14 protein-coding genes and 3 pseudogenes are annotated in these 17,874 nt (G+C 59.1%); 9 read left to right on the top strand and 8 right to left on the bottom strand.

All coding sequences use genetic code 11. The annotated features are described in order from the left end of the window. Positions 1 to 182 precede the first annotated feature (182 nt). Both LPQ25_RS00915 and avtA read left to right on the top strand, forming a co-directional pair. Positions 183 to 2,216: an alpha-amylase gene (locus LPQ25_RS00915; RefSeq protein ID WP_004145234.1), complete on the top strand. Its 2,034-nt coding sequence runs from the start codon at positions 183 to 185 to the stop codon at positions 2,214 to 2,216. Between the two features lie 170 nt (positions 2,217 to 2,386). Then, positions 2,387 to 3,643 carry a valine--pyruvate transaminase gene (gene avtA / locus LPQ25_RS00910; protein ID WP_002922359.1) on the top strand — a complete coding sequence of 419 codons (1,257 nt, stop codon included), beginning with the start codon at positions 2,387 to 2,389 and terminating at the stop codon, positions 3,641 to 3,643. 42 nt (positions 3,644 to 3,685) lie between these two features. On the opposite strand, the gene LPQ25_RS00905 is transcribed toward avtA, so the two are convergent. The 7 genes and pseudogenes from LPQ25_RS00905 to LPQ25_RS00875 all read right to left on the bottom strand — a co-directional run. Continuing rightward, positions 3,686 to 4,171 carry a 4Fe-4S dicluster domain-containing protein gene (locus tag LPQ25_RS00905; RefSeq protein ID WP_002922360.1) on the bottom strand — a complete coding sequence of 162 codons (486 nt, stop codon included), beginning with the start codon at positions 4,169 to 4,171 and terminating at the stop codon, positions 3,686 to 3,688. A 109-nt stretch (positions 4,172 to 4,280) separates the two neighbouring features. After that, positions 4,281 to 4,373 (bottom strand): annotated as a pseudogene (locus LPQ25_RS00900) (IclR family transcriptional regulator); the annotation flags it as partial. 42 nt (positions 4,374 to 4,415) lie between these two features. Next, a complete protein-coding gene (selB, locus tag LPQ25_RS00895) occupies positions 4,416 to 6,257 on the bottom strand; it encodes a selenocysteine-specific translation elongation factor (protein ID WP_002922367.1) in 1,842 nt (613 codons plus the stop codon). Next, positions 6,254 to 7,642 (bottom strand): L-seryl-tRNA(Sec) selenium transferase, encoded by a 1,389-nt coding sequence (selA, locus tag LPQ25_RS00890; protein WP_014906788.1) that lies wholly within the window; start codon positions 7,640 to 7,642, stop codon positions 6,254 to 6,256. Before selA ends, selB begins: the two co-directional genes overlap by 4 nt. Positions 7,643 to 7,747: 105 nt before the next feature. After that, positions 7,748 to 8,356 (bottom strand): glutathione S-transferase, encoded by a 609-nt coding sequence (locus LPQ25_RS00885; protein WP_014906787.1) that lies wholly within the window; start codon positions 8,354 to 8,356, stop codon positions 7,748 to 7,750. Positions 8,357 to 8,462: 106 nt separating this feature from the next. Next, positions 8,463 to 8,594: pseudogene (locus LPQ25_RS00880) on the bottom strand (hypothetical protein); the annotation flags it as partial. Continuing rightward, a pseudogene (locus tag LPQ25_RS00875) lies at positions 8,582 to 8,799 on the bottom strand (hypothetical protein); the annotation flags it as partial. The pseudogenes LPQ25_RS00880 and LPQ25_RS00875, both read right to left, overlap by 13 nt. Positions 8,800 to 9,323: 524 nt before the next feature. On the opposite strand from LPQ25_RS00875, the gene mtlA reads away from it, so the two are divergent. The 3 genes from mtlA (at position 9,324) to mtlR (ending at position 13,076) form a co-directional block, all read left to right on the top strand. Next, positions 9,324 to 11,231: a PTS mannitol transporter subunit IICBA gene (gene mtlA / locus LPQ25_RS00870; protein WP_002922397.1), complete on the top strand. Its 1,908-nt coding sequence runs from the start codon at positions 9,324 to 9,326 to the stop codon at positions 11,229 to 11,231. A 100-nt stretch (positions 11,232 to 11,331) separates the two neighbouring features. After that, positions 11,332 to 12,480 carry a mannitol-1-phosphate 5-dehydrogenase gene (gene mtlD, locus LPQ25_RS00865; RefSeq protein ID WP_004145239.1) on the top strand — a complete coding sequence of 383 codons (1,149 nt, stop codon included), beginning with the start codon at positions 11,332 to 11,334 and terminating at the stop codon, positions 12,478 to 12,480. Next, positions 12,480 to 13,076, top strand: coding sequence for a mannitol operon repressor MtlR (gene mtlR / locus LPQ25_RS00860; RefSeq protein ID WP_002922401.1), 597 nt, complete (start codon positions 12,480 to 12,482; stop codon positions 13,074 to 13,076). Before mtlD ends, mtlR begins: the two co-directional genes overlap by 1 nt. On the opposite strand, the gene LPQ25_RS00855 is transcribed toward mtlR, so the two are convergent. Then, positions 13,065 to 13,289, bottom strand: coding sequence for a hypothetical protein (locus LPQ25_RS00855; protein ID WP_002922402.1), 225 nt, complete (start codon positions 13,287 to 13,289; stop codon positions 13,065 to 13,067). The two genes, mtlR and LPQ25_RS00855, sit on opposite strands and share 12 nt — an antisense overlap. A 272-nt stretch (positions 13,290 to 13,561) precedes the next feature. Here LPQ25_RS00855 and LPQ25_RS00850 point away from each other — a divergent pair, with 272 nt between their 5' ends. From LPQ25_RS00850 to lldD, 4 genes are all read left to right on the top strand, one after another. Beyond that, positions 13,562 to 13,924, top strand: a complete 363-nt coding sequence (locus LPQ25_RS00850; protein WP_002922410.1) for a YibL family ribosome-associated protein — start codon at positions 13,562 to 13,564, stop codon at positions 13,922 to 13,924. A 285-nt stretch (positions 13,925 to 14,209) separates the two neighbouring features. Next, on the top strand, positions 14,210 to 15,865 hold the full coding sequence (lldP, locus tag LPQ25_RS00845; protein WP_002922413.1) for an L-lactate permease: 1,656 nt from the start codon (positions 14,210 to 14,212) through the stop codon (positions 15,863 to 15,865). After that, on the top strand, positions 15,862 to 16,635 hold the full coding sequence (lldR, locus tag LPQ25_RS00840) for a transcriptional regulator LldR (protein WP_002922415.1): 774 nt from the start codon (positions 15,862 to 15,864) through the stop codon (positions 16,633 to 16,635). The genes lldP and lldR overlap by 4 nt, the downstream gene beginning before the upstream one ends. Beyond that, positions 16,635 to 17,819: an FMN-dependent L-lactate dehydrogenase LldD gene (gene lldD, locus LPQ25_RS00835; RefSeq protein WP_002922420.1), complete on the top strand. Its 1,185-nt coding sequence runs from the start codon at positions 16,635 to 16,637 to the stop codon at positions 17,817 to 17,819. Before lldR ends, lldD begins: the two co-directional genes overlap by 1 nt. Positions 17,820 to 17,874 lie beyond the last annotated feature (55 nt).

The following is a 17,874-nucleotide window of genomic DNA, read 5'->3' as shown; positions in this document are numbered from 1 at the left end:
TCTGAAATCGGTTTCTGCGGCGCATCGCCAGCGCGAAAATGCTAGCTTCGTCTCATTTTTAGCCTATTTTTTGAGCGGTATCACTCACCCCTTTTCATCCTCCTGGTAAAACGCGCGTCAGGAGGAGTTCACCCGCGCGGCGACAAGGCACACTAGATAAAAACCGCTCACAGGATCTCGCAATGAAACTCGCTGCGCTTGCCACGTTATTCGTGCCTGGGATGGCCTTTGCCGCCTGGACTACCACCGACTTTCCTGCTTTTACCGAAGAAGGGACCGGCCGATTCATCAGCCAGAAAGTGGTTGAGAAGGGTACACGTCCCCTGCAGCTAAATTTTGACCAGCAGTGCTGGCAGCCTTCCGGCGGCATTAAGCTCAACCAGATGCTGTCCATGGAGCCCTGTCGCGGCACACCGCCGCAATGGCGCATCTTCCGCCAGGGTCTGTATACCCTGGAGGTGGATACCCGTTCCGGCACGCCAACGATGATGATTTCGCTGGAGGAAAAAGAGACCAGCGCCGCGGCGCCGCAGATCCGCCAGTGTCCGAAGTGGGACGGAAAACCTCTGACCATCGACGTCAGCAAAACCTTCGCCGAGGGCAGCAAGGTCCGCGATTTCTACAGCGGTAATGTCGCGACCGTCAGCGGCGGCAAAATCACCCTGCAGCCCGCCTTCGGCAGCAATGGCCTACTGCTGCTTGAGCGCGCCGAGACGGCCGCCCCGGCGCCGTTTGACTGGCACAATGCCACCGTCTACTTCGTCCTGACCGATCGCTTCGTAAACGGTAACCCGGCCAACGACAACAGCTATGGTCGCCATAAAGACGGCATGCAGGAGATCGGCACCTTCCACGGCGGCGACCTGCAGGGATTAACCAGCAAGCTGGATTATCTGCAGCAGATGGGAGTTAACGCCCTGTGGATCAGCTCCCCGCTCGAGCAGATCCACGGCTGGGTCGGCGGCGGCACGAAGGGCGATTTCCCTCACTACGCTTATCACGGCTATTACACCCAGGACTGGTCGAAACTGGACGCCAACATGGGGACCGAAGCGGATCTCCGCCGACTGGTGGATGAAGCGCATAAGCGCGGAATACGTATTCTGTTCGACGTGGTGATGAACCATGCCGGCTACGCCACCCTGGCCGACATGCAGGAGTTCCAGTTCGGCTCCCTGTATCTGCAAGGAGATGAGCTGAAAAAAACTCTCGGCGAGCGCTGGACGGACTGGAAGCCGGGCGCGGGACAGACCTGGCACAGCTTTAACGACTATATCAACTTCAGCGACAAAGCCGGGTGGGAGAAATGGTGGGGTAAGAAGTGGATCCGCACCGATATCGGCGATTACGACAATCCGGGCTATGACGATCTCACCATGTCGCTGGCCTTCCTGCCGGACCTGAAAACCGAATCGAAGGAGGTCTCAGGCCTGCCGAACTTCTATAACCATAAACCAGACACCGCAGCGAAAGCGATCCCGGGCTATACGCCGCGCGACTATCTGACACACTGGCTGAGCCAGTGGGTACGTGACTACGGCATCGATGGCTTCCGCGTCGATACCGCCAAACATGTGGAGATGGACGCCTGGCAGCAGTTAAAAACCCAGGCCACCGCCGCGCTGGCGGAGTGGAAGAAAGCCAATCCGGATAAAGCGCTGGATGCGGCGCCGTTCTGGATGACCGGCGAAGCGTGGGGACATGGAGTGATGCAGAGCGATTATTATCGCCACGGTTTTGATGCGATGATCAATTTCGACTACCAGGACCAGGCGGCGAAAGCGGCGACCTGTATGGCCAATATTGACCTCACCTGGCAGCAAATGGCGGACAAGCTGCAGAGCTTTAACGTCCTGAGCTACCTCTCCTCGCACGATACGCGGCTGTTCCGCGAAGGCGGCACCACCGCGGCGGAGCTACTGCTGCTGGCCCCTGGCGCCGTGCAGATTTTCTATGGCGACGAATCATCGCGCCCGTTCGGCCCCACCGGCTCGGACCCGCTGCAGGGTACCCGCTCGGAGATGAACTGGCAGGATGTCAACGGCAAGGCGGCCCGCAGCGTTACCCACTGGCAGAAGATCGGCCAGTTCCGCGCTCGCCATCCGGCAATCGGCATGGGCAAACAGACAACGCTGTCGATGCCACGTGGTTACGGGTTCGTGCGTGAGAGCGGTGAAGACAAAGTGATGGTCATCTGGGCCGGGCAGCAGCAGTAATCCACATGTGGCTCTCCGCCCTGCGGGGAGCCACCATTCAGAACAAAATGCTAACAAAATAGCAATATACAGGATAAAGATAAAAACCTGCCTCCTCCCGCCGATTTGCACCACGCCAGCGCTGGCGTTATGGTTAGCCACTTTCCAGAACCACCGATAGACTATTCGCGATGACATTTTCCCTTTTCGGCGACAAATTCACCCGTCATTCAGGCATCACCCGCTTGATGGAAGACCTTAATGACGGTCTGCGCACGCCGGGCGCTATTATGCTGGGCGGCGGCAACCCCGCTCAGATCCCGGAAATGAATGACTACTTCCAGCAGCTGCTGGCCGACATGCTGGATAATGGCAAAGCCCTTGATGCGCTTTGTAATTATGATGGTCCACAGGGCAAAAGCGAGCTGCTGGCTCTGCTGGCGAATATGCTGCGCGACGAGCTGGGCTGGGAGATCGAACCACAGAATATTGCGCTAACAAACGGCAGTCAGAGCGCATTTTTCTACTTATTTAATCTGTTTGCAGGCCGTCGGGCAGATGGCACCACCCGTAAGGTACTGTTCCCACTGACGCCGGAATATATCGGCTACGCCGATGCCGGTCTGGAAGAGGATCTGTTCGTTGCCACCCGGCCGAACATCGAACTGCTGCCGGAAGGCCAGTTTAAGTACCATGTTGATTTTGAGCATCTGCAGGTGACGGAAGAGACCGGGATGATCTGCGTCTCGCGCCCCACCAACCCGACCGGCAACGTCATCACTGATGAAGAGCTGATCAAACTGGATGCGCTGGCGAATCAGCACGGGGTCCCGCTGGTGATTGATAACGCCTACGGTGTACCGTTCCCGGGCATTATCTTTAGCGACGCCCGACCGCTGTGGAATCCGAACATCGTGCTGTGTATGAGCCTGTCCAAGCTGGGCCTGCCGGGCAGCCGCTGCGGGATTATCATCGCCAACGAAAAAATCATCACCGCCATCAGCAACATGAACGGCATTATCAGCCTCGCCCCTGGCGGCATCGGGCCGGCAATGATGTGCGAAATGATTAAACGACAGGATCTGCTGCGCCTGTCAGAGACGGTGATCAAGCCCTTCTATTACCAGCGGGTGCAGGAAACCATCGCCATTATTCGCCGCTATCTGCCGGAGGAGCGCTGCCTTATTCACAAACCGGAGGGGGCAATCTTCCTCTGGCTGTGGTTTAAGGATCTGCCGATCTCCACCGAGCTGCTGTATCAGCGGCTGAAAAAGCGCGGCGTGCTGATGGTGCCGGGGGATTACTTCTTCCCTGGTCTGGATAAACCGTGGCCGCACACCCACCAGTGTATGCGCATGAACTATGTACCGGACCCGCAAAAAATCGAAGCCGGAGTGAAAATCCTCGCCGAAGAGGTTGAATTTGCCTGGCGCGAACAGGAAGCATAATCTCTGACGCCGCGGGCGGGTAACGTTCGTCAGCGACCCCATTCACGCCAGCGCCAGCCGCTGGCGTTTTTGCGCGCATAGCGCTTCCAGCTCCGCGGGAACCATCACCCGCAGCGCCTGCGTCGGGCAGGCGGCCACGCAGGCCGGTCCTTCGGCGCGGTGATGGCATAGATCGCATTTCAACGCCTGCGCCTGCTGGTTCATTACCGTAACGGTCATCGCGCCGTACGGGCAGGCCACCATGCAGCTTTTGCAGCCGATGCAGCGCCGCTGATCGACCCACCAGACGTCATTGTCGCGCTGAATCGCCCCCTGTGGGCAAACGCTGGCGCAGGGCGCATCCTCGCACTGCCGACAGGCCATCGCCGTCGATATGTCACCGCTTTTCACCACCCGGATACGCGGCGCGAAATGGTTCGTCGACAGGGCGGCGACATCCTGCGCCTGCTGGTGCGCCACCGCGCAGGCCACTTCGCAGGTACGACAGCCGATGCACCGCTGGGCATTGGCAATAAGAAACTGGTTCATCCTCTGCTCCCTGGGGATAAAACCGCAGGGTGCCAGAATAGTCCCTGCCCGCGCTTTGATCCTGAATGGAATCAGCGCTGTTTTTTGTCAGATGGCCGGCAGGATGTGGTCATTTGCCTGACGCTTCACGCACCGTGAAACCCAGCTCACGCGAAATTGCTTCGGCGGTCTCACGTAGTGGTTTTAACAAGTTCTTTTCGCCAGCTCCCCGGCACGAAGTCCGCCGGGGAGCCGACGTTAATGATTACCGGAACAATGCCTTATCGCGCAGGATATGATCGTTACCGCGACGGCGGGTGAAGCCAATCCGATCGAAATACTCCAGGATCTGGATCGCCAGCTTCCGCCCTACGTTTAAGGTATCGCGGAAATCCGCCGCGCAGGTTGAACCGCGCAGCCGATCCAGCTCGCGCACCCGCTGGGCGAACTGCACAATGCGATCGTTGCGGTAGTAACGATCCTTGACGATCGCGGTAATCATCCCCTGCTGCGCCGCCTGGCGCAGCACCGCGCGCATCAGGGACTCTTCAACATGGACTTCGCGCGCAAGATCGCGCACCCACCACGGATCGTCGCCGAACAGAGTCTCCACCTTATGCCAGACCGCCTGCTGCTCGTCGGTAAACCCGGCTTTATGCTCCGGCAAATGCAGCCAGCCGTGATGACTGTGGACTAAGCCGCTCTCGCGCATCTGCTCAATCAGCAGCAGCACCAGCGCTTCATCTTCCATCGGCAGCGCGATGCGGCGCAGGCGCTCCCGGCCAGGGCCCGGCTCGTCTCGATGCTGCTCATGGTAGCGCGCAAGGGCATCCAGCAATTTTCGCTGCCAGCGGGCGGCAAGCGGCGCGCTAAGCAGGCGCTGTCCGGCCTGCAGATAGTCCGGTCGCTGGATCAGGGCCGCCATTCCGGCTTCGCTGAGCTGCCGCGCCCAAGCGAAGTGCTCAAGCCGGACGGCATCCCGCTGCAGATGCAGCTCCAGCGCCTGCGCATCGTCAGCGCCGACCGCTGCCAGGGCGTGCAGCCACTGCAGATATTCCGGTTTACGTTTGCCGCGACGCGGAGGATCCAGCGTCACCACCCGTGCGCCCGCCAGCGTCAAGCGAGCAGAGATATCGCGGAGCACCAGCCGGTCGTTATCCGCCAGCCACAGCGGAGTATCCAGCACCAGCTCCGCCAGGTTGCCCTCAAGAAGCGACACCCGGCCGGTAATGTGGCTGGCAGCATGGTGAATATGCAGCGGCTGCCACTGGCTGAGCGGCGTATGGCACTGCAGCTCGACAATCACCCGTTCTGCTGGCTCCGGCGGTGGTGAGGAGAGCAGCCAGTCGCCGCGGTGCACTGCCTCTTTTTGCGCATCGCCGACAATATTCAGCGCAATGCGCTGTCCGGCGTGCGCCTGCTCAACCGCTTGATTCTGGGCATGCAGGCCGCGGACGCGCATCGGCGTGTTGACGCCGGTAAGCCATAGGGTATCCCCGACCCGTACTTCGCCGGAGAGCGCCGTCCCGGTGACCACCAGCCCCGCGCCTTTGACGGTAAAAGCGCGATCCAGCGCCAGGCGAAACCGCTGCTGCTGCGGGCGGGGGCGCTCCGCAAGCTGCAGCAGATGGCTGCGCAGTTCCGCAATACCGATGTTTTCCGCCGCCGCGGTGGGAAAGAAAGCGACGGCGTCAAAGCCCAGCTCGCCCAGGGTCTGCTCGACCTCTGCCTGAACCTCCGCCACCCTGGCGGCCGCCACGCGGTCCGTTTTGGTCAGCGCCACGGTCAGCGTCGGCTTTCCGGTCAGCTGCAGGATCGCCAGGTGTTCGCGGGTTTGCGCCATCACCCCGTCATCGCAGGCTACCACCAGCAGCGCATGGTCAATACCGCCCACCCCCGCCAGCATGTTGGACAAAAACTTTTCGTGCCCGGGAACGTCAATAAATCCCAGCACCCGCCCGTCCGGCTGCGGCCAGTAGGCATAGCCGAGATCGATCGTCATTCCCCGCGCTTTCTCCTCCGGCAAACGATCGGCATTCACGCCGGTTATCGCCTGCAGCAGCGTCGTTTTGCCGTGGTCAACATGTCCAGCGGTGGCAATAATCATCGTAACAACATCTCCATAAAGCGGGTTTCATCTTCCAGACAGCGCAGGTCCAACCAGAGCCGACCGTCATAAATGCGGCCAATCACCGGACACGGCAGCGCGCGCCAGCGGGCCGCCAGCGCCTCCAGCCGGCTACCGCGGCCGTCATGCGGGGTAAAGGTCAACGCCGCGCTGGGCAGGCGGTCGACGGGTAACGAGCCGCTGCCAATCTGCGACTGGCAGGCTGCCACGCTGACGGCAAAATCAGCATAGTGTGCCGCCAGGCCAGGCTGCAGGCGTTCAGCCCGCCGGCGGATCTCCTCCGCCGGACGGGTGAGCAGGCGCAGCGTCGGCAATTTCTCCCTCAGCGCCTCCGGGTGCTGATAGAGGCGCAGCGTCGCCTCCAGCGCTGCGAGGGTCATTTTATCGGCGCGCAGGGCCCGCTTCAGCGGATGGCTTTGCAGCTGGGCAATCAGCGCGCGTTTGCCGACGATAATCCCGGCCTGCGGGCCACCGAGCAGCTTGTCGCCGGAGAAACTGACCAGGCTCACCCCGGCGGCGATCATCTCCTGCGGCATCGGCTCCTTTGGCAGGCCATACTGACTGAGATCCACCAGCGACCCGCTGCCCAGGTCGGCTACCACCGGGACATCAAGTTCGCGGCCAATGGCCGCCAGCTCCGCTTCGTCGACGGCTTTGGTAAAGCCCTCAATACTGTAGTTGCTGGTGTGGACCTTCATCAGCAGCGCGGTATTGTCATTCACCGCCTGGCGATAATCTTTGGCATGGGTGCGGTTGGTGGTACCCACTTCGTGCAGCTGGCAACCCGCCTGGCGCATCACGTCGGGGATGCGAAATGCCCCGCCGATCTCCACCAGTTCGCCGCGAGAGACCACCACTTCGCGACCGCTGGCGGTGGCCGCCAGCATCAGCAGAACGGCCGCCGCGTTGTTGTTCACGATACAGGCGTCTTCCGCGCCGGTGATCTGGCACAGCAGATCGGCAATGGCGCGATCGCGATGGCCGCGCCCGGCGTCGTCGAGATCATATTCGAGCGTCACCGGCGCGCGCATCGCGCTGGCGACCGCCTCCACGGCCGACTCCGCCTGGATGGCGCGCCCCAGATTGGTATGCAATACCGTACCGGTGAGATTAAATACCGGACGCAGGGCGCTCTGCCGGCCGGCGGTGAGCCGCTGCGCGCAGGCGCTCGGCCAGTCATGGCTCCAGTCCGGCAGTGTCTGATACTGGCGGATTTGCTCCCGCGCCTCATCCAGCATCTGGCGCAGCTGCGCCACCACCTGCGAATGGCCGTGCTGCGCCAGCAGGGAAGAAAAAGCGGGGTCGCGTAATAAGCGGTCAATGGCCGGAAGCCGGGTATAAAGCGCACGAATTTCGGTAGTCATGAATGGGCCTGGCGGTAAGTTATTTTCCCCCCTCCCGACGGGAGAGGGAGTCAACAATCAGCGGCGATTGTAACGCCTCCTTGCGCAAACTGTTACCTGCCTGGGTCAAGTCCGCGGCGGTTCAGTGCGCGCAAAGCTGGTGCGCTGGAACAACGCATCCACCAGCTTCACCAGCTGCGGCCGGGTGGCGCACCAGCCGGGCGCTACCCGGCGAAAGTTCAGATAAGCAATGGCGCAGGCCGTGGAAATGGTCGCCAGATTAACCTCGTCGCCGCGCAGCGTTCCATCCGCCGCGCAGGCTTCCAGCCTGTCGAGACCGCGAGCCACTTTCTCCCGCTGACGGAGCAGTTCTTGCTCTGACTGTTGCGCGCCCGGGCGAGCCTTTTCACGCACCAGCGCCTGGGCGGCCTCCATCACGCCATCCGCCAGCGCCTCTAGCTGGCGCATCCTGAGAGCGGCTCTGGGGTCGGCGGGGATCATCGGCGGCGCCACGCCCAGCAGCTCCAGATACTGGGCGATGACCGGGGAGTCAAACCAGCACTCACCGTCGTCCGTCACCAGCGCCGGTACCTTGCCCAGCGGGTTATAGCGCACCACACCGTTGCTTTCGCTGTAGGGGGATTCGTTGACAAACTCAAAAGGGATGCGCTTTTCCAGCAGGATCACCGATATTTTGCGCACAAAGGGACTGGTGTAGCTGCCGATCAGTTTCATAGCCTGCTCCTTATCGCCAACAAATTATCGCCAACAAAGATATGAGTATGGCTCAGGGCAGGACAAAAGGCAGGTGAGCGTCCGGCTCAACCTGCCGCCGATCGCATTAATGATCGAGATAGAGGTAGTGCATCCAGCTGGTCATCCGCAGCAGCACTTTACGCATCACCGAGACGTGGGTGAAATGGTCGGAGTAGACCGCTATCTACGCGTAGATACCATCGGGTAATGCTGATAGCCCTTGTTCAAGCGATCGCGTTCCGTCGACACGCGGGTGGTATTGGCCTGGCCTCAGAGAGCTGCGGCTTGGGGACGTTAATACAGTACAGCGTCGTTACCAGGTTGGCCTGCAGGCGGTCGACTCGCGCCTGATAGGGCGCCGGGTCAATCGTAAATAGCGCCTCGCCTTTCTCGACGCGCTGAGTGGCTCTATCGGTTCGGCTTTACGGGAATTATTTATATGATTTTATTCACAATATACTAATATTCGCCCCGCTATTTTGAGGATAATTCACGCCTTTCATTTATGCCATCCGGCGTAAAAAAGTTATTCGGCAATTAAGGTTGCTTAGTTACAGGGTCATCCCGGCGTGGAAGCAAAACCGGGCCGAGATCACAGCGGCGTAAACCCCTCGCGAAATTCTTTGTGATCAAAATCACAAACAAACAACAAAAACACGAAACAAAAATGTGACATATATCACACAAAAAGGCAGATAAGCGGCTAAAAAGGCGCTGTGTTGTTTTTTTACACAGTAATTTTGTGATCATCATCACTACAAAACCCTCTTAGCCCCCTATATTCATGTGATCCAAATCACATAAAAGGGCGCTGACTGGACAGCTAAACGATTCAGTGCCAGATTTCGCACTATCAATCAGGGCCCGGCTACCTCTGCCGCCACATTAACAACAAACCTCGGGCTTTAAGCCTGCGCGCTACGCAAAACAGAAGAAGGGGTGTTTTATGTCATCCGATATCAAGATCAAAGTGCAAAGCTTTGGTCGTTTCCTCAGCAATATGGTGATGCCGAATATCGGCGCGTTTATCGCGTGGGGTATCATCACCGCGCTTTTCATTCCGACAGGGTGGTTGCCAAACGAAACGCTGGCGAAGCTGGTCGGTCCGATGATCACCTACCTGCTGCCGCTGCTGATCGGTTACACCGGCGGTAAATTAGTCGGCGGCGAACGTGGCGGCGTGGTCGGGGCGATCACCACCATGGGCGTTATCGTCGGCGCGGATATGCCGATGTTCCTCGGCTCCATGATTGCCGGCCCGCTGGGCGGCTACTGCATCAAGAAATTCGATAACTGGGTAGACGGTAAGATCAAATCCGGTTTTGAAATGCTGGTGAATAACTTCTCCGCCGGCATCATCGGGATGATCCTCGCCATTCTGGCCTTCCTCGGCATCGGCCCGGCGGTCGAAGTTCTGTCGAAAATTCTGGCGGCTGGCGTTAACTTTATGGTGGCGCACGACATGCTGCCGCTGGCGTCTATCTTCGTCGAACCGGCAAAAATCCTGTTCCTTAACAACGCCATCAACCACGGTATCTTCTCGCCGCTGGGTATTCAGCAGTCCCACGAGCTGGGTAAATCCATCTTCTTCCTGATTGAAGCTAACCCGGGTCCAGGGATGGGCGTTCTGCTGGCGTACATGTTCTTTGGCCGCGGCAGCGCAAAACAGTCTGCAGGCGGGGCTGCTATCATCCACTTCCTGGGTGGTATCCATGAAATCTACTTCCCGTACGTACTGATGAACCCGCGCCTGATCCTGGCCGTTATCCTCGGCGGGATGACCGGTGTCTTCACCCTGACTATCCTCAATGGCGGTCTGGTTTCCCCGGCTTCCCCAGGCTCTATCCTGGCGGTACTGGCGATGACGCCGAAAGGCGCCTACTTCGCTAACATCGCCGCGATTATCGCAGCGATGGCGGTCTCCTTCGTGGTCTCTGCGGTTCTGCTCAAGACCAGCAAAGTTAAAGAAGAAGACGATATCGAAGCCGCAACGCGTCGTATGCATGACATGAAAGCGGAATCCAAAGGCGCCAGCCCGCTGGCGGCCGGTAATGTCACCAACGACCTGAGCCATGTGCGTAAAATCATCGTCGCCTGCGACGCCGGGATGGGTTCCAGCGCCATGGGCGCCGGGGTACTGCGCAAGAAAGTGCAGGATGCCGGGCTGAGCAACATCTCGGTCACCAACAGCGCAATCAATAACCTGCCGCCGGATGTTGACCTGGTCATCACCCACCGCGACCTGACCGAGCGGGCCATGCGCCAGGTGCCGCAGGCGCAGCATATTTCGCTGACTAACTTCCTCGACAGCGGTCTGTACACCAGCCTGACCGAGCGCCTGGTCGCGGCCCAGCGCCACATCGACAACGAAGTCAAAGTCACCGATAGCCTGAAAGACAGCTTTGACGATACTAACAACAACCTGTTCCAGCTGGGCGCGGATAACATCTTCCTCGGTCGCAAAGCAGCCACCAAAGAAGAAGCCATTCGCTTCGCCGGTGAGCAGCTGGTGAAAGGCGGCTACGTCGAGCCGGAATATGTGCAGGCGATGCTGGACCGCGAAAAACTGACCTCGACCTATCTCGGCGAGTCCATTGCGGTACCGCACGGCACCATCGAAGCGAAGGACCGCGTGCTGAAAACCGGCGTCGTCTTCTGCCAGTACCCGGAAGGCGTGCGCTTCGGTGAAGAAGAAGATGAAGTCGCGCGTCTGGTCATCGGCATCGCCGCTCGTAATAACGAGCACATTCAGGTTATCACCAGTCTGACTAACGCGCTGGATGACGAAACCGTGATTGAGCGCCTGGCGAAAACCACCAGCGTCGACGAAGTTCTGGCACTGTTAAATAAATAATCAACGCTATCCAACCCTCTCCTTTGGGAGAGGGTTGGGGTGAGGGGAAAGGCCTCACCCCAGCCCTCTCAGGTGAAAACATTAATTGAAGGTTAATACTATGAAAGCATTACATTTTGGCGCAGGTAATATCGGACGTGGCTTTATCGGTAAATTGCTGGCCGACGCGGGCATCGAACTGACGTTTGCCGATGTCAATCAGACCGTACTTGATGCCCTGAATGCCCGTCATAGCTATCAGGTTCACGTCGTCGGTGAGAATGAGCAGGTGGACACCGTCTCCGGCGTCAATGCCGTCAGCAGCATCGGCGATGAGGTTGTGGACCTGATCGCTGAGGTGGATCTGGTCACCACCGCCGTCGGTCCCGTCGTGCTCGAGCGCATCGCGCCAGCGATCGCCAAAGGGCTGGCGCAGCGCAAAGCGCAGGGCACCGAACGCCCGCTGAACATCATCGCCTGCGAAAATATGGTGCGCGGCACCACGCAGTTAAAAGGCCACGTGTTTAACGCGCTGGCGGAAGAAGATAAAGCGTGGGTGGAAGCGCATATCGGCTTTGTCGACTCTGCCGTAGACCGTATTGTGCCGCCATCGGCTTCCGCCACTCATGACCCGCTGGAAGTCACCGTGGAAACCTTTAGCGAATGGATTGTCGATAAGACTCAGTTCAAGGGCGCGCTGCCGACTATCCCGGGAATGGAATTAACTGATAACCTGATGGCATTTGTCGAACGCAAGCTCTTCACCTTGAACACCGGGCATGCTATAACCGCCTACCTCGGAAAACTGGCGGGCCATCAGACGATTCGCGACGCGATCCTCGACGAGAAAATTCGTGCCGTCGTGCAGGGCGCGATGGAAGAGAGCGGCGCGGTGCTGATCAAACGTTACGCCTTTGACCCGCAGAAGCACGCGGCTTATATCCAGAAAATACTTGGCCGTTTCGAGAACCCGTACCTGAAAGACGATGTTGAGCGCGTTGGCCGTCAGCCGCTGCGCAAACTGAGCGCTGGCGACCGTTTAATTAAGCCGCTGCTGGGTACACTGGAATACGGGCTGCCGCACCGCAACCTGGTGAAAGGGATTGCGGCGGCGATGCATTTCCGTAGCGAAGACGATCCGCAGGCGCAGGAGCTGGCGGCACTGATCGCCGACAAGGGGCCGCAGGCCGCGCTGGCGCAGATTTCCGGCCTGGATGCCGCAAGTGATGTCGTCGCGGAGGCCGTTAACGACTACAACGCGGAAAAATGATGCACAACCTGGCGCGGCCGACGTCGCGCCCATTACGACTCCTGTCAGATATGCAGGCAATGATGGAAGAAACACAAGCATTTGAAAACCGTGTGCTTGAGCGTCTGAATGCTGGCAAAACCGTACGAAGCTTCCTGATCGCCACCGTCGAGCTGTTAACGGAAGCGGTCAATATTCTGGTGCTTCAGGTGTTCCGTAAAGACGACTACGCGGTGAAATACGCCGTCGAGCCCTTGCTGGAGGGCAGCGGGCCGCTCGGCGATCTCTCTGTACGCCTGAAGCTGATTTATGGCCTTGGGGTGATAAGTCGTGCCGAATATGAAGACGCTGAGCTGCTGATGGCCCTGCGCGAAGAGCTTAACCACGACGGCAATGAGTACAGCTTTACCGACGACGAAATTATCGGTCCGTTCGGCGAGCTGCACTGCGTCGCCGCCCTGCCGCCAACGCCGCAATTTGATGACAGCGATGCCGAACTGCTGGCAATGCAGAAACTGCGTTACCAGCAGATGGTGCGCTCAACGATGGTGCTGTCCCTGACTGAGCTGATTTCACGAATCAGCTTAAAAAAAGCCTTTCAGAAATCAACGCTCTGATTCCGGTTCCGTCTGGTCGCAGGTCGGCCGGTAAAGCTGACGATAATATTCCAGACGCTGCAGGAACAACGCTTCCTTATCCTGAGGAATGTCTCGCGGTACATGCTGCAGACGCGGAGACTTTTTCAAATACTCCATAAACGCCTGACTGGAAGCCATAAAATCAACCGCTTTGTCGATTAAACGTGGTACGCCGTCGCCGATCTTTGCCATCACGTCCTCCTTTTGGGAATAATCTGATTAAGCATTAGCCAATTCACCAGCGTGGGTTAAGGAAAACGTGCTTATCTGCCGACAGGCTTCACAGAAATGAAATTAGAACGGGTATTAGGCGGAATATTAATAAAATTCAAATTATTAGCGATAAATGATATTGCATTCCGCCGGCGACAAACGGCGAATTTTTGATAAATAGCTATCAACAATAGCGGTCACGGCACATACTATAGGCGAATGAAGCCCCTTTATTAACAGATCAAATCACCATGAAAGAAGTCGAAAAGAATGAAATCAAGCGTCTGAGCGATCGTCTCGACGCCATCCGCCACCAGCAGGCCGAGCTGTCGCTGGTGGAAGCCGCCGATAAATACGCTGAACTGGAAAAAGAAAAAGCCACTCTGGAAACGGAGATTGAACGTCTGCGTTCCGTCCAGAGCCAGAAGCTGAGCAAAGAGGCGCAGAAGCTGATGAGCCTGCCGTTCCGCCGCGCGATTACCAAAAAAGAGCAGGCCGATATGGGCAAGCTGAAGAAAAGCGTTCGCGGCCTGGTGGTTGTCCATCCGATGACCGCCCTGGGCCGGGAAATGGGTCTGAAAGAGATGACCGGTTTCGCCCGCAGCGAATTTTGATCCCCAGCCCTCTCCGTACGGAGAGGGCTATTCTGTCTTCACTCCCCCACATTTTTACCTTCAGCCGGGTCGATTGGTCCAACCAATAATTTCATCCACCCCCTGGCAGTTCACAAATCCGTCAAAACCCATCACAAAAACGTTGCTTAAGAGCAACATCTGATTAACCATTCGTTGTCATCAACCCTGATACCCTTAATTGGCCGGGCCAACTTTACCTTCGGTGGGATCGGCAATGAGCGCAGACTCAGCCCTCCTCTCCTGGCGGCCCGATGGAGACCCTGCATGAATCTCTGGCAACAAAACTACGATCCCGCCGGTAATATCTGGCTATCCAGTCTTATCGCATCGCTACCGATTCTGTTTTTCTTTTTTGCGCTGATTAAGCTCAAACTGAAAGGCTACATCGCTGCCACCTGGACCGTCGCAATCGCGCTGGTCGTTGCCTTACTGTTCTATAAAATGCCGGTGGACCGCGCCTTAGCCTCGGTGGTCTACGGCTTCTTCTACGGCCTGTGGCCTATCGCGTGGATTATTATCGCCGCGGTCTTCGTCTATAAAATCTCGGTGAAGACCGGACAGTTCGACATCATCCGCTCATCGATTCTGTCGATTACGCCGGACCAGCGCCTGCAGATGCTGATCGTCGGCTTCTCGTTCGGCGCCTTTCTCGAAGGGGCGGCGGGTTTCGGCGCACCGGTGGCGATTACCGCCGCGCTGCTGGTTGGTCTCGGGTTTAACCCGCTGTATGCGGCTGGCCTGTGCCTGATCGTCAACACCGCGCCGGTGGCCTTCGGCGCGATGGGCATCCCGATTCTGGTCGCCGGCCAGGTGACCGGTATCGATAGCTTCGCCATCGGCCAGATGGTGGGCCGCCAGCTGCCGTTCCTGACCATTATCGTGCTGTTCTGGATCATGGCGATTATGGATGGCTGGCGCGGCATTAAAGAGACCTGGCCGGCGGTGATAGTCGCAGGCGGTTCGTTCGCTATTGCCCAGTACCTCAGCTCTAACTTCCTTGGCCCGGAGCTGCCGGATATCATCTCGTCGCTGGTCTCCCTGGTCTGTCTGACCCTGTTCCTCAAACGCTGGCAGCCGGTACGCATCTTCCGCTTCGGCGATCTCGGCGCCTCGCAGGTGGATATGACGCTGGCCCGCACACGCTACACGGCGGGACAAGTGATCCGCGCCTGGTCGCCGTTCCTGTTCCTGACCGCCACCGTGACCCTGTGGAGCGTGCCGCCATTCAAAGCGCTGTTCGCTCCTGGCGGCGCGATGTATGACTTCGTTATCAATATTTCGGTACCATTCCTCGACAAAATGGTTGCCCGTATGCCGCCGGTGGTTAGCGCCGCAACGCCCTACGCCGCGGTATATAAATTCGACTGGCTGTCGGCAACCGGCACCGCCATTCTGTTCGCCGCCCTGCTGTCCATCGTCTGGCTGCGCATGAAGCCGAAAGATGCGCTGACCACCTTCGCCGGGACGCTGAAGGATCTGGCGCTGCCGATCTACTCTATCGGCATGGTGCTGGCGTTCGCCTTTATCTCTAACTATTCCGGGCTGTCGTCGACGCTGGCCCTGGCGCTGGCCCATACCGGCCACGCGTTTACCTTCTTCTCGCCGTTCCTTGGCTGGCTGGGGGTATTCCTGACCGGTTCGGACACCTCGTCTAACGCCCTGTTCGCCGCGCTACAGGCAACGGCGGCGCAGCAGATTGGCGTCTCCGATATCCTGCTGGTCGCGGCTAATACCACCGGCGGCGTTACCGGCAAGATGATTTCCCCGCAGTCGATCGCCATCGCCTGCGCCGCGGTAGGCCTGGTGGGTAAAGAGTCGGATCTGTTCCGCTTTACCGTCAAACACAGCCTGATCTTCACCTGCATGGTGGGGCTGATCACCACGCTGCAGGCCTACGTTTTAACCTGGATGATCCCGTGATAGTGATGCCTAAACGCCTGGCCGACGACGTGGCGCGTCGCGTCCGGGCGCTGATTGAAGAACAACAGCTGGAGGCGGGCATGCGACTGCCCGCCGAGCGCCAGCTCGCCGCCCAGCTCGGCGTCTCACGCAATTCCCTGCGCGAAGCGCTGGCGATGCTGGTCAATGAAGGGGTGCTGTTGAGCCGTCGCGGCGGCGGCACCTTCGTCCGCTTTCAGCATGAGCCGTGGTCAGAGCAAAACATCGTCCAGCCGCTGAAGACGCTGCTGGCCGATGACCCCGACTACAGCTTCGATATCCTCGAAGCTCGCCACGCCATCGAAGCCAGCACCGCGTGGCACGCGGCGATGCGCGCCACCGACGCCGATAAAGAAAAAATTCGTCTGTGCTTTGAAGCGACCCAGAGTGAAGACCCGGATATCGCCTCGCAGGCGGATGTCCGCTTTCACCTGGCGATCGCCGAAGCCTCGCATAACGTGGTGCTCCTGCAAACCATGCGCGGCTTTTTCGACCTGCTGCACTCCTCCGTTAAGCAGAGCCGCCAGCGCATGTATCAGGTGCCGCCGGTGTTTGCCCGCCTGACCGAACAGCACCAGGCCGTCATGGAGGCGATTGTCGCCGGCGACGCCGAGGCGGCGCGCCAGGCGATGATGGGCCACTTAGGCTTTGTCCACGCCACCATCAAACGTTTTGATGAAGACCAGGCCCGCCAGGCGCGAATTACCCGCCTGCCCGGTGACCACAATGAAAATTCCAGGGAGAACTCGTGATGATTATTTCCGCCGCCAGCGACTATCGCGCCGCCGCACAGCGTATCCTGCCGCCGTTTCTGTTCCACTATATTGACGGCGGCGCCTACGCCGAGCATACCCTGCGCCGCAACGTCGAGGACCTGTCCGATGTGGCCTTGCGCCAGCGTATTTTGCGCAATATGTCGGACCTGAGTCTGGAAACGACATTATTCAACGAGAAGCTGGCGATGCCGACGGCGTTGGCGCCGGTCGGGCTGTGCGGGATGTACGCCCGCCGCGGCGAAGTGCAGGCCGCCGGCGCGGCGGACGACAAAGGCATTCCATTCACCCTCTCTACCGTTTCCGTCTGCCCGATCGAAGAGGTCGCCCCGACCATCAAGCGCCCGATGTGGTTCCAGCTGTATGTCCTGCGCGACCGCGGCTTTATGCGCAATGCGCTGGAGCGCGCCAAAGCCGCCGGCTGCTCGACGCTGGTCTTTACCGTCGATATGCCGACTCCCGGCGCCCGCTACCGCGACGCCCATTCAGGCATGAGCGGCCCGAACGCCGCCCTGCGCCGCTACTGGCAGGCCGTCACCCATCCGCAGTGGGCGTGGGACGTCGGCCTTAACGGTCGCCCGCACGATCTGGGCAATATCTCCGCCTATCTCGGCAAACCGACCGGGCTTGAGGATTACATCGGCTGGCTGGCGAATAACTTCGATCCGTCGATTTCATGGAAAGACCTGGAGTGGATCCGCGATTTCTGGGACGGTCCGATGGTGATCAAAGGGATCCTCGATCCGGAGGACGCCCGCGATGCGGTGCGCTTCGGCGCTGACGGCATTGTCGTCTCCAACCACGGCGGCCGCCAGCTCGATGGCGTGCTCTCCTCGGCCCGCGCCCTGCCGGCAATTGCCGACGCGGTGAAAGGCGACATCACTATTCTCGCCGACAGCGGCATCCGTAACGGGCTCGACGTGGTGCGGATGATCGCCCTGGGCGCCGACAGCGTGCTACTGGGCCGCGCTTACCTGTACGCCCTGGCGACCCACGGTAAGCAGGGCGTGGCGAATCTGCTGAACCTCATCGAGAAAGAGATGAAAGTGGCGATGACCCTCACCGGGGCGAAAAGCATCCGTGAAATCAGCCGTGATTCGCTGGTGCAGAACGCCGAAGCGCTGCAGACCTTCGATGCGCTGAAGCAGAATAACGCCGCGTAATTCTCCACGTTTTCCCTTACGCCGCCCCTCTCCCTCAGGGTGAGGGTTCAACAAA

This window comes from Klebsiella sp. KPN54798, from assembly GCF_021184225.1.
Taxonomy (GTDB): domain Bacteria; phylum Pseudomonadota; class Gammaproteobacteria; order Enterobacterales; family Enterobacteriaceae; genus Klebsiella; species Klebsiella pneumoniae.
Note: the sequence above shows the minus strand (reverse complement) of the source record. Positions and strands in the feature narration are given on the sequence as shown.

Coding starts and splice junctions, on each gene's coding strand:
- LPQ25_RS00915 (WP_004145234.1), top strand. CDS start 183: ATGAAACTCGCTGCGCTTGCCACGTTATTCGTGCCTGGGATGGCCTTT.
- avtA (WP_002922359.1), top strand. CDS start 2,387: ATGACATTTTCCCTTTTCGGCGACAAATTCACCCGTCATTCAGGCATC.
- LPQ25_RS00905 (WP_002922360.1), bottom strand. CDS start 4,171: ATGAACCAGTTTCTTATTGCCAATGCCCAGCGGTGCATCGGCTGTCGT.
- selB (WP_002922367.1), bottom strand. CDS start 6,257: ATGATTATTGCCACCGCTGGACATGTTGACCACGGCAAAACGACGCTG.
- selA (WP_014906788.1), bottom strand. CDS start 7,642: ATGACTACCGAAATTCGTGCGCTTTATACCCGGCTTCCGGCCATTGAC.
- LPQ25_RS00885 (WP_014906787.1), bottom strand. CDS start 8,356: ATGAAACTGATCGGCAGCTACACCAGTCCCTTTGTGCGCAAAATATCG.
- mtlA (WP_002922397.1), top strand. CDS start 9,324: ATGTCATCCGATATCAAGATCAAAGTGCAAAGCTTTGGTCGTTTCCTC.
- mtlD (WP_004145239.1), top strand. CDS start 11,332: ATGAAAGCATTACATTTTGGCGCAGGTAATATCGGACGTGGCTTTATC.
- mtlR (WP_002922401.1), top strand. CDS start 12,480: ATGCACAACCTGGCGCGGCCGACGTCGCGCCCATTACGACTCCTGTCA.
- LPQ25_RS00855 (WP_002922402.1), bottom strand. CDS start 13,289: ATGGCAAAGATCGGCGACGGCGTACCACGTTTAATCGACAAAGCGGTT.
- LPQ25_RS00850 (WP_002922410.1), top strand. CDS start 13,562: ATGAAAGAAGTCGAAAAGAATGAAATCAAGCGTCTGAGCGATCGTCTC.
- lldP (WP_002922413.1), top strand. CDS start 14,210: ATGAATCTCTGGCAACAAAACTACGATCCCGCCGGTAATATCTGGCTA.
- lldD (WP_002922420.1), top strand. CDS start 16,635: ATGATTATTTCCGCCGCCAGCGACTATCGCGCCGCCGCACAGCGTATC.